General features: G+C 68.8%; 14 protein-coding genes. 7 read left to right on the plus strand and 7 right to left on the minus strand.

What is annotated here, in order from left to right; translation table 11 throughout:
• Positions 1-58 precede the first annotated feature (58 nt).
• From ACWV14_RS23195 to mnhG, 6 genes are read left to right on the plus strand one after another with little or no spacing between them, the layout of a single operon-like run.
• The gene (locus ACWV14_RS23195; RefSeq protein ID WP_454903898.1) at positions 59-3,007 is read left to right on the plus strand and encodes a monovalent cation/H+ antiporter subunit A; all 2,949 of its coding nucleotides are present in this window, start codon (positions 59-61) and stop codon (positions 3,005-3,007) included.
• The gene (locus tag ACWV14_RS23200; protein WP_422087628.1) at positions 3,007-3,357 is read left to right on the plus strand and encodes a Na+/H+ antiporter subunit C; all 351 of its coding nucleotides are present in this window, start codon (positions 3,007-3,009) and stop codon (positions 3,355-3,357) included. The genes ACWV14_RS23195 and ACWV14_RS23200 overlap by 1 nt, the downstream gene beginning before the upstream one ends.
• Positions 3,358-3,398: 41 nt before the next feature.
• Positions 3,399-5,069: a monovalent cation/H+ antiporter subunit D gene (locus ACWV14_RS23205; protein ID WP_454906056.1), complete on the plus strand. Its 1,671-nt coding sequence runs from the start codon at positions 3,399-3,401 to the stop codon at positions 5,067-5,069.
• Positions 5,066-5,557 carry a Na+/H+ antiporter subunit E gene (locus ACWV14_RS23210; protein WP_454903899.1) on the plus strand — a complete coding sequence of 164 codons (492 nt, stop codon included), beginning with the start codon at positions 5,066-5,068 and terminating at the stop codon, positions 5,555-5,557. The genes ACWV14_RS23205 and ACWV14_RS23210 overlap by 4 nt, the downstream gene beginning before the upstream one ends.
• Positions 5,554-5,832, plus strand: a complete 279-nt coding sequence (locus ACWV14_RS23215; RefSeq protein ID WP_081266821.1) for a K+/H+ antiporter subunit F — start codon at positions 5,554-5,556, stop codon at positions 5,830-5,832. The genes ACWV14_RS23210 and ACWV14_RS23215 overlap by 4 nt, the downstream gene beginning before the upstream one ends.
• Positions 5,829-6,185, plus strand: coding sequence for a monovalent cation/H(+) antiporter subunit G (gene mnhG, locus ACWV14_RS23220; RefSeq protein WP_081266822.1), 357 nt, complete (start codon positions 5,829-5,831; stop codon positions 6,183-6,185). The genes ACWV14_RS23215 and mnhG overlap by 4 nt, the downstream gene beginning before the upstream one ends.
• 19 nt (positions 6,186-6,204) lie before the next feature.
• Here mnhG and ACWV14_RS23225 read toward each other — a convergent pair whose 3' ends face one another.
• The 7 genes from ACWV14_RS23225 to ACWV14_RS23255 form a co-directional block, all read right to left on the minus strand.
• Positions 6,205-7,227: an XdhC family protein gene (locus ACWV14_RS23225; protein ID WP_081266823.1), complete on the minus strand. Its 1,023-nt coding sequence runs from the start codon at positions 7,225-7,227 to the stop codon at positions 6,205-6,207.
• A 19-nt stretch (positions 7,228-7,246) separates the two neighbouring features.
• Positions 7,247-7,861 (minus strand): CoxG family protein, encoded by a 615-nt coding sequence (locus ACWV14_RS23230; RefSeq protein WP_454903900.1) that lies wholly within the window; start codon positions 7,859-7,861, stop codon positions 7,247-7,249.
• A 35-nt stretch (positions 7,862-7,896) separates the two neighbouring features.
• Positions 7,897-9,111, minus strand: a complete 1,215-nt coding sequence (locus tag ACWV14_RS23235) for a vWA domain-containing protein (protein WP_454903902.1) — start codon at positions 9,109-9,111, stop codon at positions 7,897-7,899.
• Positions 9,112-9,126: 15 nt separating this feature from the next.
• Positions 9,127-10,113 carry an AAA family ATPase gene (locus tag ACWV14_RS23240; protein ID WP_422087635.1) on the minus strand — a complete coding sequence of 329 codons (987 nt, stop codon included), beginning with the start codon at positions 10,111-10,113 and terminating at the stop codon, positions 9,127-9,129.
• 151 nt (positions 10,114-10,264) lie between these two features.
• A complete protein-coding gene (locus ACWV14_RS23245; RefSeq protein ID WP_422087636.1) occupies positions 10,265-11,059 on the minus strand; it encodes an FAD binding domain-containing protein in 795 nt (264 codons plus the stop codon).
• Between the two features lie 40 nt (positions 11,060-11,099).
• The gene (locus ACWV14_RS23250; protein ID WP_454903905.1) at positions 11,100-13,484 is read right to left on the minus strand and encodes a xanthine dehydrogenase family protein molybdopterin-binding subunit; all 2,385 of its coding nucleotides are present in this window, start codon (positions 13,482-13,484) and stop codon (positions 11,100-11,102) included.
• A gap of 10 nt (positions 13,485-13,494) precedes the next feature.
• Positions 13,495-13,992 (minus strand): (2Fe-2S)-binding protein, encoded by a 498-nt coding sequence (locus tag ACWV14_RS23255; RefSeq protein ID WP_422087638.1) that lies wholly within the window; start codon positions 13,990-13,992, stop codon positions 13,495-13,497.
• Positions 13,993-14,170: 178 nt separating this feature from the next.
• Between ACWV14_RS23255 and ACWV14_RS23260 the strand changes: the two genes are divergently transcribed.
• Positions 14,171-15,316 carry a helix-turn-helix domain-containing protein gene (locus tag ACWV14_RS23260; RefSeq protein ID WP_454903907.1) on the plus strand — a complete coding sequence of 382 codons (1,146 nt, stop codon included), beginning with the start codon at positions 14,171-14,173 and terminating at the stop codon, positions 15,314-15,316.
• Positions 15,317-15,329 lie beyond the last annotated feature (13 nt).

Below are 15,329 nucleotides of genomic sequence, written 5' to 3' on the forward strand. Positions count from 1 at the left end.
TATGTCTTGCGGTTATAGATAAGCCCTTTGATAGGGGCCGCCGATAGAATCAACCACAATGCCCCTGGTCTTTCTCGTCGCACTCCCATTCATTGCCAGCGTGCTGGCCGCGTTGATGCCCTCCAACGCGCGCAACAGGGAGTCGACGCTCGCGGGGCTCGTCGCGCTGGGCTGCGCCATCCAGGCCGCATGGTTCTTTCCGCAGATCGCGCACGGCAATGTGCTGCGCCAAGAGATCGAATGGCTCCCGGCCCTCGGCCTGAACCTCGTGTTCCGCATGGACGGCTTCGCATGGCTGTTCTGCATGCTGGTGCTGGGCATCGGCGCGCTGGTGGTGCTTTATGCGCGCTACTACATGTCGGCCTCCGACCCGGTGCCGCGCTTCTTCTCGTTCTTCCTCGCGTTCATGGGCGCGATGATGGGCGTGGTGCTCTCGGGCAACCTCATCCAGATGGTGCTGTTCTGGGAGCTCACCAGCCTGTTCTCCTTCCTGCTGATCGGCTACTGGCACCACCGCCGCGACGCGCGGCGCGGCGCGCGCATGGCGCTCACCGTGACCGGCGCGGGCGGGCTGTGCCTGCTGGCCGGCGTGCTGGTGCTGGGCCGCATCGTCGGCAGCTACGAACTCGACGTGGTGCTGGCCTCGGGCGATCTGATCCGCGCGCATGCGCTCTACCCGACCGCGCTGGTGCTGGTGCTGCTCGGCGCCTTCACCAAGAGCGCCCAGTTCCCGTTCCACTTCTGGCTGCCGCGCGCCATGGCCGCGCCCACGCCGGTGTCGGCCTACCTGCACTCGGCCACCATGGTGAAGCTGGGCGTGTTCCTGATGGCGCGGCTGTGGCCCGTGCTCTCGGGCACCGAGCAATGGTTCTGGCTGGTGGGCGGCGCTGGCGCCATCACGCTGCTGCTGGGCGGCTTCATCGCCATGTTCCAGCGCGACCTGAAGGCGCTGCTGGCCTACTCGACCATTTCGCACCTCGGGCTCATCACGCTGCTGCTGGGGCTGAACAGCCCGCTGGCCGCCGTGGCCGCCGTCTTCCACGTGATGAACCACGCGACCTTCAAGGCGTCGCTGTTCATGGCGGCCGGCATCATCGACCATGAGACCGGCACGCGCGACATCCGCAAGCTCAGCGGCCTGATGCGGCTGATGCCCATCACGGGCACGCTAGCCATCATCGCCAGCGCCTCGATGGCCGGCGTGCCGCTGCTCAACGGTTTTCTCTCGAAGGAAATGTTCTTCGCCGAGACGGTGTTCATCCAGGCGACACCGTGGGTCGACTTCAGCCTGCCGGTGATCGCCACCATCGCCGGTATCTTCAGCGTGGCGTATTCGGCGCGCTTCGTGTTCGACGTGTTCTTCGGCCCGCCCTGCGGCGACGAGGTGCCCAAGCACCCGCACGAGCCGCCGCACTGGATGCGCGTGCCGGTCGAGCTGCTGGTGCTGGTGTGCCTGGTGGTGGGCGTGGCGCCGGCATGGTCCGTCGGCCCGATGCTCGCTGCCGCGGCCACGCCCGTGGTCGGCGGCACGCTGCCGGAATACAGCCTGGCCGTGTGGCACGGCTTCAACCTGCCGCTGGTGATGAGCTTCGTGGCGCTGCTGGGCGGCGCCATGCTGTACCTGCTGCAGCGCCGCCAGCGCGCGGGCGGCGGCCTTGAAAACACACCGCTGCTGCATCGCTTCGACGGCCAGGTCATCTTCGAGCACCTGCTCGCGCTGCTGAGCGAAGCCGGCCGCCGCAGCCGCCGCCTGTTCGGCACCAAGCGCATGCAGTGGCAATTGCTGCTGCTCGTGGTGGTGGCCGTTGCGGGCGCCGCGGCCTCGCTCTGGGCCACGCCCGCGGCGCCCGGCACGCGCGAGCCGCTGCCCTTCTCGCCGATGTTCGCAATGACCTGGCTCATCGGCGGCACCTGCGCGGTGGCCGCCGCCTGGCAGGCCAAGTTCCACCGGCTCGCGGCGCTGATGCTCGCCTCCGGCGCAGGGCTGGTCTCGTGCGTGACCTACATCTGGTTCTCCGCACCCGACCTCGCACTGACCCAACTGGTGGTCGAGGCGGTGACCACGGTGCTGATCCTGCTGGGCCTGCGCTGGCTGCCGATGCGCAGCAAGGACGTCATTCAACCTGCACGCGCGCGGCTGCGGCCCTGGGGGCGCCGCGGCCGCGACCTGCTGGTGGCCGCCATTGCCGGCGGCGGCATGGCCGCGCTGGCCTGGGCCATGATGACGCGGACCTTCCCGCAGAGTATTTCCCCCTTCTTCCTCGAACGCGCGCTCACCGAAGGCGGCGGCACCAATGTCGTCAATGTGATGCTGGTCGACTTCCGCGGCTTCGACACCTTCGGCGAGATCACCGTGCTGGGCGTGGTCGCGCTCACGGTGTATGCGCTGCTGCGGCGCTTTCGCCCCGCCATCGAATCGATGGCGCTGCCGATCCAGCAGCGCCTGCAGGTCGACGACGGCAGCAGCGACCTGCTGAATCCGCGCCGCGCCAAGGACACCGCCGTCGGCTACCTGATGGTGCCGGCCGTGCTGGTGCGGCTGCTGCTGCCGCTGGCGGTGCTGGTGTCGGTCTACTTCTTCATGCGCGGCCACAACGCGCCGGGCGGCGGCTTCGTCGCCGGGCTGGTGATGTCGGTCGCGCTGGTGCTGCAGTTCATCGTGTCGGGCACCGAGTGGGTGGAAGAGCACCTGCGCATCTACCCGCGCCGCTGGATCGCCATCGGCCTGCTGTTCGCGCTCACCACCGGCAGCGGCGCGGTGGTGTTCGGCTACCCCTTCCTCACCACTCACACCGCGCACCTGCACCTGCCGCTGCTGGGCGAAGTGCACGTGCCCAGCGCCCTCTTCTTCGACATCGGCGTGTTCGCGCTGGTGCTCGGCGCCACCATGCTGATCCTGACCGCGCTGGCCCACCAGTCCATAAGAAGCCACCGCTGGGCCGACGAACAGGCCGAAAAAGAGGCTGAAGCGGCTGCGGCCGCCCTCGCCGCCGGAGGGGCCCGCTGATGGAGGCCGTGCTCGCACTCGCCATCGGCGTGCTCACCGGCTCGGGCGTCTACATGCTGCTGCGCCCGCGCACCTTCCAGGTCATCATGGGCCTGACGCTGATCTCCTACGCGGTCAACCTGTTCATCTTCAGCATGGGCCGGCTCAAGGTCGACAGCGAGCCGGTGCTCATCAAGGGCTTCGAGGCTACGCTGGCCAACACGGCCGACCCGATGCCGCAGGCGCTGGTGCTGACGGCCATCGTGATCGGCTTCGCGATGACTGCGCTGTTCCTCGTCGTGATGCTCGCCTCGCGCGGCCTCACCGGCACCGACCACGTGGACGGTGAAGAACGGCAGGAGGCAGAGTGACGGAAGTTTTTCACCTGCTCGACGAACTGCTCGAGTTCAGCATGCCGCACCTGGTGGCGGTGCCGATCCTCGTGCCCATGCTCACGGCCGCGCTCATGCTGCTGCTGGGCGAGAACCGCCGCCGCGCCAAGTCGGCGCTGAGCGTGGTCTCGGGCTTGATCGGCCTGCTGGCGGCGCTGGCGCTGCTGCGCTGGGTGAACGCGCCCGAAACCGGCGGCGGCCCCGGCTCCATCGGCGTGTACCTGCCGGGCAACTGGCGCGCACCCTTCGGCATCGTGCTGGTGGCCGACCGGCTCTCGACCATGATGGTCGCGCTCACCGGGGTCATCGCCTTCGCGGCCTCGATCTATTCCACCTCGCGCTGGGACCGCGCGGGCGTGCACTTCCATCCGCTGCTGCAGCTGCAGCTCATGGGCCTGAATGGCGCGTTCCTCACCGGTGACCTGTTCAACCTGTTCGTCTTCTTCGAGGTGATGCTGGCCGCGTCATACGGCCTGCTGCTGCACGGTTCCGGCCGGCTGCGGGTGCAGGCGGGCCTGCACTACATCGCCATCAACCTCGCGGCGTCTTCGCTGTTCCTGATCGGCGCGGCCATTCTCTATGGCGTGACCGGCACGCTGAACATGGCCGACCTGGGCATGCGCATCGCCGAACTCTCGCCAGGCGACCGTGGCCTTGTGCACGCGGCGGCGGCCATCCTGGCGACCGCCTTCTTCGCCAAGGCCGGTGCGTGGCCACTCAACTTCTGGCTGGTGCCGGCCTACAGCGCGGCTGTCTCGCCCGTGGGTGCGGTGTTCGCGCTGCTGACCAAGCTCGGCATCTACACGATCCTGCGGCTGTGGACCACGCTGTTCGCGCCCGACACCGGCGACTCCGCCGCCTTCGGCCAGGCCGCGCTGGTGGCCGCCGGGCTGGCCACGCTGTTCGTGGGTGCCATCGGCATCGTCGGTACGCAGCGCCTGTCCAACCTTGCGGGCTTCAGCGTGCTGGTGTCCGCCGGCACCCTGCTCGCGGCGGTCGGCCTCGGCCAGCCCGCCGTGTGGGCCGGCGCGCTCTACTACCTGCTGAGCTCCACGCTCGCGGTCAGCGCCTTCTTCCTGCTGACCGACATGATCGAGCGCTGGCGCAACGCCGGCATGAGCGTCGCGCCGCACGAGGCTGCGGGCAATGCGCCCTTTCTTGCCGAAGACCTGCGCGCGCTCGCCGACGTGAACCTCGACGACGAGGCGCAGGCGCTCTACGGCCGCGCCATTCCGGCCGGCGTGGCCTTCCTGGGCCTGAGCTTCATGGGCTGCACGCTGCTGCTGGCGGGCCTACCGCCGCTGTCCGGCTTCATCGGCAAGTTCGCGATGCTCTCGGGCGTGCTCGGGGGCACGACGCTCGGCACCGCCGGCTGGACCTTCCTTGCGCTGCTGATCGTCTCGGGCTTCCTGTCGCTCATCGCGCTGAGCCGCACCGGCATTCGCCACTTCTGGACCCAGCCGCACGCCACCATGCCCTCGCTGCCCGCGCTCGAGGTGCTGCCCGTGGCCGGCCTGCTCGCGGCCTGCGTGGCGCTTACCGTGTGGGCCGAACCCGTGATGCGCCATGCCATGGCCACTGCGCAGGGCCTGAAAAACCCGGTGGCCTATCGCCAGGCGGTGTTCAGCGCCAGGCAGGTGCCCAACCCTGTGCCCGCGGCTAACAAGAAACAGGAAGGCGCGGCCCCATGAAGCGCCTGCTTCCTTCCCCGCCGCTGTCGTTCGCGCTCTTCGTCGTCTGGCTGCTGCTCAACCAGTCGCTCGAAGCGAGCACGCTGGTCTCGGCCGTGATCCTGGCCATCGCCGTGCCGCTGCTGACCGAGAGCCTGCGTCCGGCCGCAGTGCGCATGCGCAGGCCCGGGGTCGCGCTGCGGCTGTCGTTCCTGGTGACCTTCGACATGCTCAAGTCGGCGTACGACGTGGCCCGGCTGCTGCTCACGCGCCGCACGAGCGGCATTGCCTCCAAGTTCGTGCAGATTCCGCTCGACATGCGCGACCCCAACGGCCTGGCTGTGCTCGCCATGATCATGTGCCTCACGCCCGGCACCGCCTGGGGCGAAGTGTCGTTCGACCGCAGCACGCTGCTGATCCACGTATTCGACCTCGACGACGAGGCCGCCTTCGTCGCGATGATCAAGCAGCGCTACGAACGCCCCCTGATGGAGATCTTCGAGTCATGACACCCGTCCTCTTCTGGGCCCTGAAGTTCGCGCTGTTCCTGCTGGCCGTGGCCATGCTGTGCGCGCTCTCGCGGCTGCTGATCGGCCCCACCGCGCAAGACCGCGTCATGGCGCTCGACTGCCTTTACATCAACGGCATGCTCATGATGCTGGTGCTCGGCATCATCTACGCGAGCAACGTCTACTTCGAGGCGGCCATGCTGGTCGCGCTGTTCGGCTTCGTCGGCTCCACGGCCATGGCCAAGTTCCTGCTGCGCGGGGAGGTGATCGAATGAACGATTTCATCATCGGCCCGCTACCGCTGTGGGCCGAGATCATCACCGCCGTGTTCGCCGTGCTGGGCGCGGCCTTCGCGGCCATCGGCTCCTTCGGCCTGCTGCGGATGCCGACCTTCTTCCGCCGCATCCATGCGCCCACGCTGGGCGCGACGGTGGGCGTGTGGTGCATGACGGTCGCCACCATCGTGTACTTCTCGGTGCAGGGCTTCAGCCTGTTCCTGCATGCGGTGCTGATCGTGCTGTTCATCGCGCTCACCGCGCCGATCACCACCATCTTCCTGATGCGCGCGGCGCTGTTCCGTGAACGGCAAAAGGGCGGGGACGTGCCGCCCGAGGCCAAGTCGAACTGAAGCAGCCGTCGGGACGCGCTCAGCTCGGCTGCAGCTGCTGCATCTCCTTGGCCCGCGCGACCTCCATTTCGCGCGGCAGCGTCACCGCGTTCTTCACCGCAAGAATCTCCGCCATCACGCTCACCGCGATCTCCGGCGGCGTCTTGCTGCCGATGTAGATGCCGATGGGACCACGCAGCCGCGCGAGCGATTCGTCGGTCTGGTCGAAGTGCTCGATCATGCGATCGCGCCGCGCGTCGGCATTGCGCCGCGAGCCGATGGCGCCGACGTAGAAGGCCTCGCTCTGCAGCGCCTCCAGCAACGCCAGGTCGTCGAGCTTGGGGTCGTGCGTGAGCGCCACCACGCAGCTGCGGCGGTCGGGCCTGAAGGCCAGCACCGCGTCGTCGGGCATCTCGGTGGTGATGTGCACGCCGGGCAGCGACCAGGCGGTGCGGTATTCGGCGCGCGGGTCGCACAGCGTGACCGCGAAGCCGCTGAACTTGGCCATGGTCGCAAGGTACTCGGCGAGCTGGCCGGCGCCGATCAGCAGCATGCGGTATTCGGGGCCGAAGGTGTTGGTCAGTTCGGTGTCGTTCACCGTGAGTTCGTCGGGCGCCTTGGCTTCAGCAAGCCGCACCGCGCCGGTGGCCAGCGTGACGGTACGCCGCATGAGTCGGCCCTGCTCTAGCTGCGCCACCAGCAGGTCGAGCGAATCGGCATCGGGCGCGTATTCGAGCAGCAGCTCCAGCGTGCCGCCGCAGGGCAGGCCGAAGCGGTGCGCCTCGTCGGCGGTGATGCCGTACTTGACGAGCGCGGGCGGCGCGCCCAGCGGTACGTCTTCGCCCTTGCCGTGGGCATGGCTGTAGCGCGCGATCAGGTCGTCCTCGATGCAGCCGCCCGAGACCGAGCCGACCACCGCGCCGTCTTCGGCCAGGGCCATGATCGAGCCCACGGGCCGCGGCGACGAGCCCCAGGTACGCACCACGGTGGTCAGCAACGCGCGCTTGCCGGCACGCCGCCAATCGCGCAGCGTGCGCAGCACCATGACGTCGAGGTTTTCCATGGCTCGCTCCGCCTGCCCCTCAGGCAGCGTCGCCCGGCGGGACCGGGTCGTCCTTCTTGCCGAGACCGATCTTCTTCATGAGGCCGGACATCACGCCGGTCTTCTCAGCGGGCGCGTCGGCGGTCTCCGAGACGGCGGTCGGCGGCGGGCCGTAGCGGCTCTGCATCTCGGCCTCGAAGCGCTTGAAGAAATCGTCTGCGGTCGACTTGGCCGCGCCGTCGATCAGCCGCTGGCCGAGCTGGGCGATCTTGCCGCCGACCTGGGCCTGCACCGTGTAGTCGAGCTCGCAGCCGGCAGCGGGTGTTGCGGCCTCTTCAGCCGGTGCGGCGTCGCCCGCCACCGGCTTGAGCGTGACGCTGGAAGAGCCCTTGGCGAACCCCGCCACGCCGCCCTGCCCCTCGAAGCTCAGCTTGTAGCCGTTGGGCGCCACGATGTCCGACAGCACCACCTTGCCGTTGAACTTGGCCGACACCGGGCCGATCTTCACCGCGAGCGCGACGCTGTAGGTGTTGTCGCCCGTCAGCTCGAACTTGTCGCAGCCGGGAATGCATTTCTTCAGCGTCTCGGGGTCGTTGAGCGCTTCCCAGGCTTGTTGTTGGGTGATGCCGAGGTGGCGGTTTCCGAGCATTTCCATGGTGGGCTTCCTTTTTTTGGGCTCTGCCGGGCGCTTTAACGCCCGGCTCGCATCAGGGCGGCGAGGCTGGCGGCCAGCTGCTCGAGCGCGTTGAGATTGTGAACCGCCAGCATCGCGTCCGCATGGCGGTGCAGCACGCCGGCCCCACGGGCCAGAGGGGCGTAGCCGTCGAAACGCAGCAGCGGGTTGAGCCACAGCAGCTGGCGCGAATGGCGCTTGAGCCAGAGCAGTTCCTGTTCCAGCACTTCAGGCTCGCCGGTGTCCAGGCCGTCGCTGATCACCAGCACCAGCGTGCGACGGCCAGTCAGGCGGCGGGCGTGGGCGCGGCGCAGCTCGGCCAGCGAAGCGCCGAGCCGCGTGCCGCCCGCAAAGTCGTCGATGGCCACGCCGGCGGCGACCAGCATGTCGTCGGTATCGGCCAGCCGGAAGGCGGGCGTCAGGTCGGTCAGGCCGGTGCCGAAGGCGAACACGTCACGCCGGCCGGCACGGCGGGTTGCTGCATGAAGAAAGGCCAGCAGCAGGCGCGCATAGCGCTCCATCGAGCCCGAGACGTCGACCAGCACCAGCAGAGGCAAGGGTTGCTCGCGGCGCGCCAGCCGGGGCAGCCGCAGGATCTCGCCGCCGGTGCGCGCCGCCTCGTGCAACACGCCGGGCCAGTGCATGCGCGCGTGCTGCTGGCCGGCATCGCCCGCAGCGCGCAGGCGGCGCGACGGCAGCGACGGAACCGGCAGCGCGATGTCGCGCGCTAGCCGCTCCACCAGCCGGTATTCGGAAGCGCCGAGCGCGTTGAAGTCGGCGTGCTGCAGCCGCTGGCGGTCGCTCGACGTCATGGCGGCGTCGAACTCGATCTCGCGGTCGGGCTTGGCCAGCTCTGCCGGCCTAGCGGCATTGCGCGGCGCGGTGAGCGCCTCTCGCACGCGCGGGCGGCGCTTCGACGGCTCTGCCTTGCCTTCGGCGCTGGGCAGCATCTGCGCGAGCAGTTTGTTGGCCAGTTCCGGGTCGCGGAACCACGCGTCGAACAGCTCGCGGAACACCATGCGGTCCTGCTCGCGGCTGACCATCACGGCTTCCATCGCCGCGCCCAGGTCGAGCTTGTCTTCAACGCCAACCAGCGTGGCGGCCTCGGCGGCCAGCGCGATGCGGGCGGCGTCGGTACGCACGCCGGCACGGCGCAGCGCACGGCCGAAGGCGGTGATGTTGCCGGCGAGCTTGCCGCTGCGGGCGTCGCCGAGTTGCTGGATGCCGGCCATGCGTGTCCAGCGCGCTCAGCGCGCGGCCGGCTCCTCGGGACGCAGCAGGTCGGACGCCAGCTCCTGCGTGAGCGCGGCCACGTCGTCGCGCTGCTTGAACAGGATGCCGGCGGTGTCGACCACCACTTCGGGGTCGAGCTCGACCGTGTCGAGCGCGATCAGCGCGCGCGCCCACTCCACGCTCTCGGCAATGCCGGGCGCGCGCTGGAAAGCGTTGACGAACGGCGCCTCGCGCAGCCGCGCGACAAAGGCCGACACCTGCGCCGACAGCTTCTCGCTCGCCTGCGGCACCTGGGCCCGCACGATGGCCAGCTCGCGTTCGCGCTCGGGGTAGTCGAGCCAGTGGTACAGGCAGCGGCGCTTGACCGCGTCGTTGAGCTCGCGCGTGCGGTTGCTCGTGAGAATGGTCACGGGCGGCACCACGGCGCGCACCGTGCCAAGCTCCGGAATGCTCACCTGGTACTCGCCCAGGTACTCGAGCAGGAAGGCCTCGAAGGGCTCGTCGGCGCGGTCGACTTCGTCGATCAGCAGCACCGCGCCCGGCGCGGGCGTCTGCAACGCCTGCAGCAGCGGGCGGCGGATCAGGTAGTGCGGCTGGTAGACCTCGGCTTCCACGTCGCGCACGAGCGCCGCCCGGCCGCCCGAAGGCGCGAGAGCCCCCTCGGGGGGCAGCGAGGACGCGTCAGCGCCGAGCGTGGGGGCCCTCAGCGCGCCGGAGGCTTCCGCCGCGCGCATGTGCAGCAGCTGCGCCGCGTAGTTCCATTCGTAGAGGGCCTCGCGCTGCTCCAGCCCGTCGTAGCACTGCAGGCGCAGCAGCTCGCGGTTCAGCGCTTTCGACAGCGCCTTGGCCAGCTCGGTCTTGCCCACGCCGGGCTCACCTTCGACCAGCAGCGGCCGCTGCAGCTTGAGCGCGAGGAACACGGCCGTCGCCAGGCGCCGGTCGGCGAAGTAGCCGGCCTGCATCAAACCGTCGGAGAGAGAATCGATGGTCGGAAAGATCATGGCGAAGCCTAGCGGAAGCTCGGAGCGAGCCGGCATGCGCCGCGCCGCCTTTTCGCGAACACCGCGGAGCCGGCTTTACCGGGCCGCAGGTGCTGCCCCCTGCAAGGGGGTTGGCGAAGCGACATGAAGTGCGCGAAGCCTGGGGGTAAGCCTAAGCCAGTGCCTTGGTCACGGCGCGCTGGGTGAGCACGCTGATCAGGTTCGCGCGGTAGGCGGCCGAGGCATGGAGGTCGCTGTTGAGGTCGCTCGCGTCGATCTTCACGGCGGAGGCGGCCGCGGCGGTGAAGTTCTGGTTCAGCGCGTCTTCCAGCCCGGCATGGCGGAACACGCCGTTGCCCGCGCCGGTGACGGCCACGCGCACCGCGCCGCTGTCGGCCTGCGCGAGGAAGATGCCGACGAGCGGAAAGTGCGAAGCCTTCTGGCGCAGCTTCTCGTAGACGGCGCGCTTCGGAATCGGAAAGCGGATCGCGGTGATCAGCTCGTCTTCTTCCAGCGCGGTGGTGAACAGGCCCAGGAAGAAGTCGTCAGCAGCAATCTCGCGCTTCGACGTGACGACGGTGGCGCCCGAACCCAGCACCGCGCTCGGATAGCACGCCGCCGGGTCGTTGTTGGCCACCGACCCGCCGATGGTGCCCATCGCGCGCACCTGCCGGTCGCCGATGCGCGAGGCCAGGTCGGCCAGCGCCGGGAAGGCGGCCTTCACGTCGGCGTTGTTGGCCACGTCGAGGTGACGCGACATGGCGCCGATGGTGAGCGTGTTGCCGTCCTTGCGGATGCCCGTGAGTTCCTTGATGCCGCTCAGGTCCACCAGCTGTTCAGGGGCGGAAAGCCGCAGCTTCATGGAAGCCAGCAGGGTCTGGCCGCCCGCCAGCGGCTTGGCGCCTGCTGCAACGAGCCGGGCCGCGTCGGCCAATGTGGCCGGTCGTTCGAGTGTGAAGGCATACATGGTGTGCTTCCTTCTTTGTTCTGTATGTTCGATCTGTCGATCAATGGTTGGCGGCGGCCTGCATCGCTTCCCAGACACGGCTGGACGAGGCGGGCATGTCGAAATCCTTGACGCCCAGGGGCGCCAGCGCGTCGAGCACGGCGTTGATCACCGCCGGCGGCGAGCCGATGGCGCCCGCTTCGCCGCAGCCCTTGGTGCCCAGCGGATTGTGCGTGCAAGGCGTGCACACGGTGTCCAGCTTGAACTGAGGGAACTCGGCCGCGCGCGGCATGGCGTAGTCCATGAAGCTGCCGGTGAGCAGCTGGCCGGTTTCCTTGTCGTACACGCAGTTCTCGAGCAGCGCCTGGCCGATGCCCTGCACCAGGCCGCCGTGCACCTGGCCCTCGACGATCATCGGGTTGATGATGGTGCCGAAGTCGTCCACCGCGGTGAAGCGGTCCACGCGCACCTCGGCGGTCTGCTTGTCGATCTCGACCTCGCAGATGTAGGTGCCGCCCGGGAAGGTGAAGTTGGTCGGGTCGTAGAAGGCGGTTTCGTTCAGGCCGGGCTCCAGCTTGTCGAGCGGGTAGTTGTGCGGCACGTAGGCCGTGAGCGCCACCTGGCCGAAGGGGATCTTCTTGTCGGTGCCCTTGACCGTGAACTCGCCGTTTGCGAACTCGATGTCGGCATCGCTCGCCTCCATCAGGTGCGCGGCGATCTTCTTGGCCTTGGTCTCGATCTTGTCGAGCGCCTTCATGATGGCCGCGCCGCCCACCGAGATGGAGCGCGAGCCGTAGGTGCCCATGCCGAAGGGCACGCGGCCGGTGTCGCCGTGCACCACGTCGACGTTGTCGACCGGAATGCCCAGCCGCGCCGCCACCACCTGCGCGAAGGTGGTCTCGTGGCCCTGGCCGTGGCTGTGCGAGCCGGTGAACACCGTCACGCTGCCGGTCGGATGCACGCGGATCTCGCCGCACTCGAACAGGCCGGCCCGCGCACCGAGCGCGCCGGCAATGTTCGACGGCGCGATGCCGCAGGCCTCGATGTAGCTCGAGTAGCCGATGCCGCGCAGCTTGCCGCTGGCCTCGCTGGCCGCCTTGCGCGCCGCGTAGCCGTCGACCTCGGCCAGCACCCGGGCCTTGTCCATGCATGCATGGAAGTCGCCGGTGTCGTACTGCAGCGCCACCGGCGTCTGGTACGGGAAGGTGGTGATGAAGTTGCGCTTGCGGATCTCGTCCTGCCCCAGGTTCATTTCCCAGGCGCAGCGCGACACCAGCCGCTCCAGCAGGTAGGTGGCCTCGGGCCGGCCGGCCCCGCGGTAGGCATCGACCGGCGCGGTGTTGGTGAACCAGGCATCGACCTCCACGTAGATCTGCGGCGTGGTGTACTGGCCCGCGAGCAGGGTGGCGTAGAGGATGGTGGGCACCGCCGTGGAGAAGGTCGACAGGTAGGCGCCGAGGTTGGCGTCGGTGTGCACGCGCATGGCCAGGAACTTGCCTTGACTGTCCATCGCCATTTCGGCGTGGCTCACATGGTCGCGGCCGTGGGCGTCCGACAGGAAGCACTCGGAGCGCTCGGCGGTCCACTTGATGTTGCGGTTGAGCTGCTTGGCAGCCCAGGTCAGGCACACGTCTTCCGCATACAGGAAGATCTTGGAGCCGAAGCCGCCGCCCACGTCGGGCGCGATCACGCGCACCTTGTGCTCGGGCAGGCCGAGCACGAAGGCCGTCATCAAGAGGCGCTCGACGTGCGGGTTCTGGTTGGACACGTAGAGCGTGTAGTCGTCGGTGCCCCGGCTGTAGCTGCCGATGGCCACGCGCGGCTCGATCGGGTTGGGAATGAGCCGGTTGTTGACCAGGTCGAGCTTGGTCACGTGCGCGGCATTCGCGAATGCCGCGTCGACCGCCGCCTTGTCGCCCAGCGCCCACTTGTAGCACTGGTTGTCGGGCGCCTCGTCGTGCAGGGTGACGCCGCCGGCCTTCCTGGCCGCGTCGGCCACGCTCACGAGCGCGGGCAGCACGTCGTAGTCGACCACCACCGCCTCGGCGGCGTTCTTGGCCTGCTCGACCGTCTCGGCCACCACCATGGCCACGTGGTCGCCCACGTAGCGCACCTTGTTGATCGCCAGGATCGGGTGCATCGGCTCCTTCATGGGGGTGCCGTCGGGGTTGTTGATGAGCCAGCCGCAGGGCAGCCCGCCCATCTTGCCCTCGATGTCCTTGCCGCTGAAGATGCCGATCACGCCGGGCATCTTCATGGCCTCGGCAATGTCGACCGACTTGACGGTGGCGTGGGCGTGCGGCGAGCGCACGAAAACGGCGTGGCTCTGGTTGGCCAGCGTGATGTCGTCGGTGTAGTTGCCCGCGCCGGTCAGGAACCGGTAGTCTTCCTTGCGCCGCAGCGCCTCGCCGATGTGCGGCAGATTGGAGAAGTCGGATGCGCCCATGTCGCTCTCCTCAGGCCGTTGCCGTTGTCTTGACGGGCGTGCCCGAGGCCATGGCCTCGCCGCCCATCTTCACGGCCTTCACGATGTTCTGGTAGCCCGTGCAGCGGCACAGGTTGCCGTCGAGCAGCTCTCGGATCTCCGATTCGCTCGACTTGGGGTGGTGGGTGCACAGGTCGATGGCGCTCATGACCATGCCCGGGGTGCAGAAGCCGCACTGCAGGCCGTGGCACTCCTTGAAGGCGGCCTGCATGGGGTGCATGGCGCCGTCGGCATCGGCGATGCCCTCGATGGTGGTGATGTCTGCGCCGGCCGCCTGGGCGACCAGGATGTTGCAGGACTTGACGGCACGGCCATTGACGTGGACGGTGCAGGCGCCGCACTGTGCGGTGTCGCAGCCGACGTGGGTGCCGGTGAGATGGAGGTGCTCCCGGATGGCATGCACGAGAAAGGTGTTGGGAGGAGCGTCGACCGTGGCCTGACGGCCGTTGATCTTGAAAGCAACCTGCATTTGGCTGTCTCCGTGAAAGGTGATGGCTAATTCAGCAAAAGCATCTTGGATGCCGACCTCCCGCACTATCCTAGGCAAAACCCTTGACACTTGCACAGACGGCGCGAAATTCTCAAAATGAAACAGCTTGCCATCCTGCGAGCCGGGAAAAGCCCCCACACCGCGCGAACACCCCACGATGCCTGTTGCTTCAATCGTTTCGCCAGCCCCTGAGCGTTCGCTGGCCATCGCCCAGGCCCGCCGCGAGCTGATCCACGGCGAATCCCCCCGGGCGCGCGCAACGGCCTGCGTCGACTCCTGGATCAGCCGCTCCTGGCAGCGCTGCATCGAGGCCGGCCGCCGCCCTCAGCAGCGCGTCAGTTTCGACCCGGTGAGCCAGTCCGCGGAGCGCGATGCCGCCGAGCGCAACCGGGTGCTGGTCGCGGCCGCGCGGCCGGTGATAGAGCGGCTCTCGCGCGCCATCGCCGACACCCGCTATTTCGCCATCCTGACCGACGCCGATGGCATCGTGGTGGACGTGGGCAACCTGCCCGACGGCACCGATGCCGCCAGCCGCTATGCACGCGACATCGGACGCATCGGCGTCGACCTGTCGGAGCGGGCGATCGGCACCAGCGCCATCGGCACCGCGCTGGCCGAGCAGGAATCGGTGTGGCTGCACCGCGGCGAGCACTTCTTCGACGACACCAGCGTCTACAGCTGCGCCGGCGCGCCGCTGTTCGGCCCCCGGGGCGACTGCATCGGCATGCTCGACCTGACCGGCGTGCAAGTGGTGGAACGCCCGGAACTGCGGCACCTGGCCACCCTGTCCGCGCGCAGCATCGAGAACATGCTGGTGCTGCGCGAGCCCTGCGAGCTGCTGCTGCGCCTGGCCTGGCCCGGCAGCACCGCCAGCGAAGCCACCGAGGGGCTGCTGTGCATCGATGGCGAAGGCCACGTCACCGGCGCCAACGCGGTGGCCCGTCAGATGCTGCACCAGCCGCTGGCGCGCGAGCAGCAGGCGCTGCATTTCAACGACCTGTTCGCCCTGCCCCTGCACATGATGTTCGACGCAGCCCGGCGCGGCGAGGCCATGCTCGAGGTGCCGCTGTGGTCGGGCCTGCGGGTGCAGGTGCAGCCCCAGCACGGCGGCCGCGGCACTCCGGGTGGGCTGCCGGCGGCGGACAGCCGGCCCCGGCTGCGCGACGTGGAAACCGCGCTGATCCGCAAGGCGGTGGCCGATGCCCGCGGCAACGTGGCGGAGGCCGCGCGGGCGCTGGGCATCAGCCGCGCGACCGTGTACCGCAAGCTGTGGCGCGGACGGCCGGCCGGCGCGCCGGACTGACAGACCTATCGGC

This window comes from Variovorax durovernensis, from assembly GCF_977011995.1.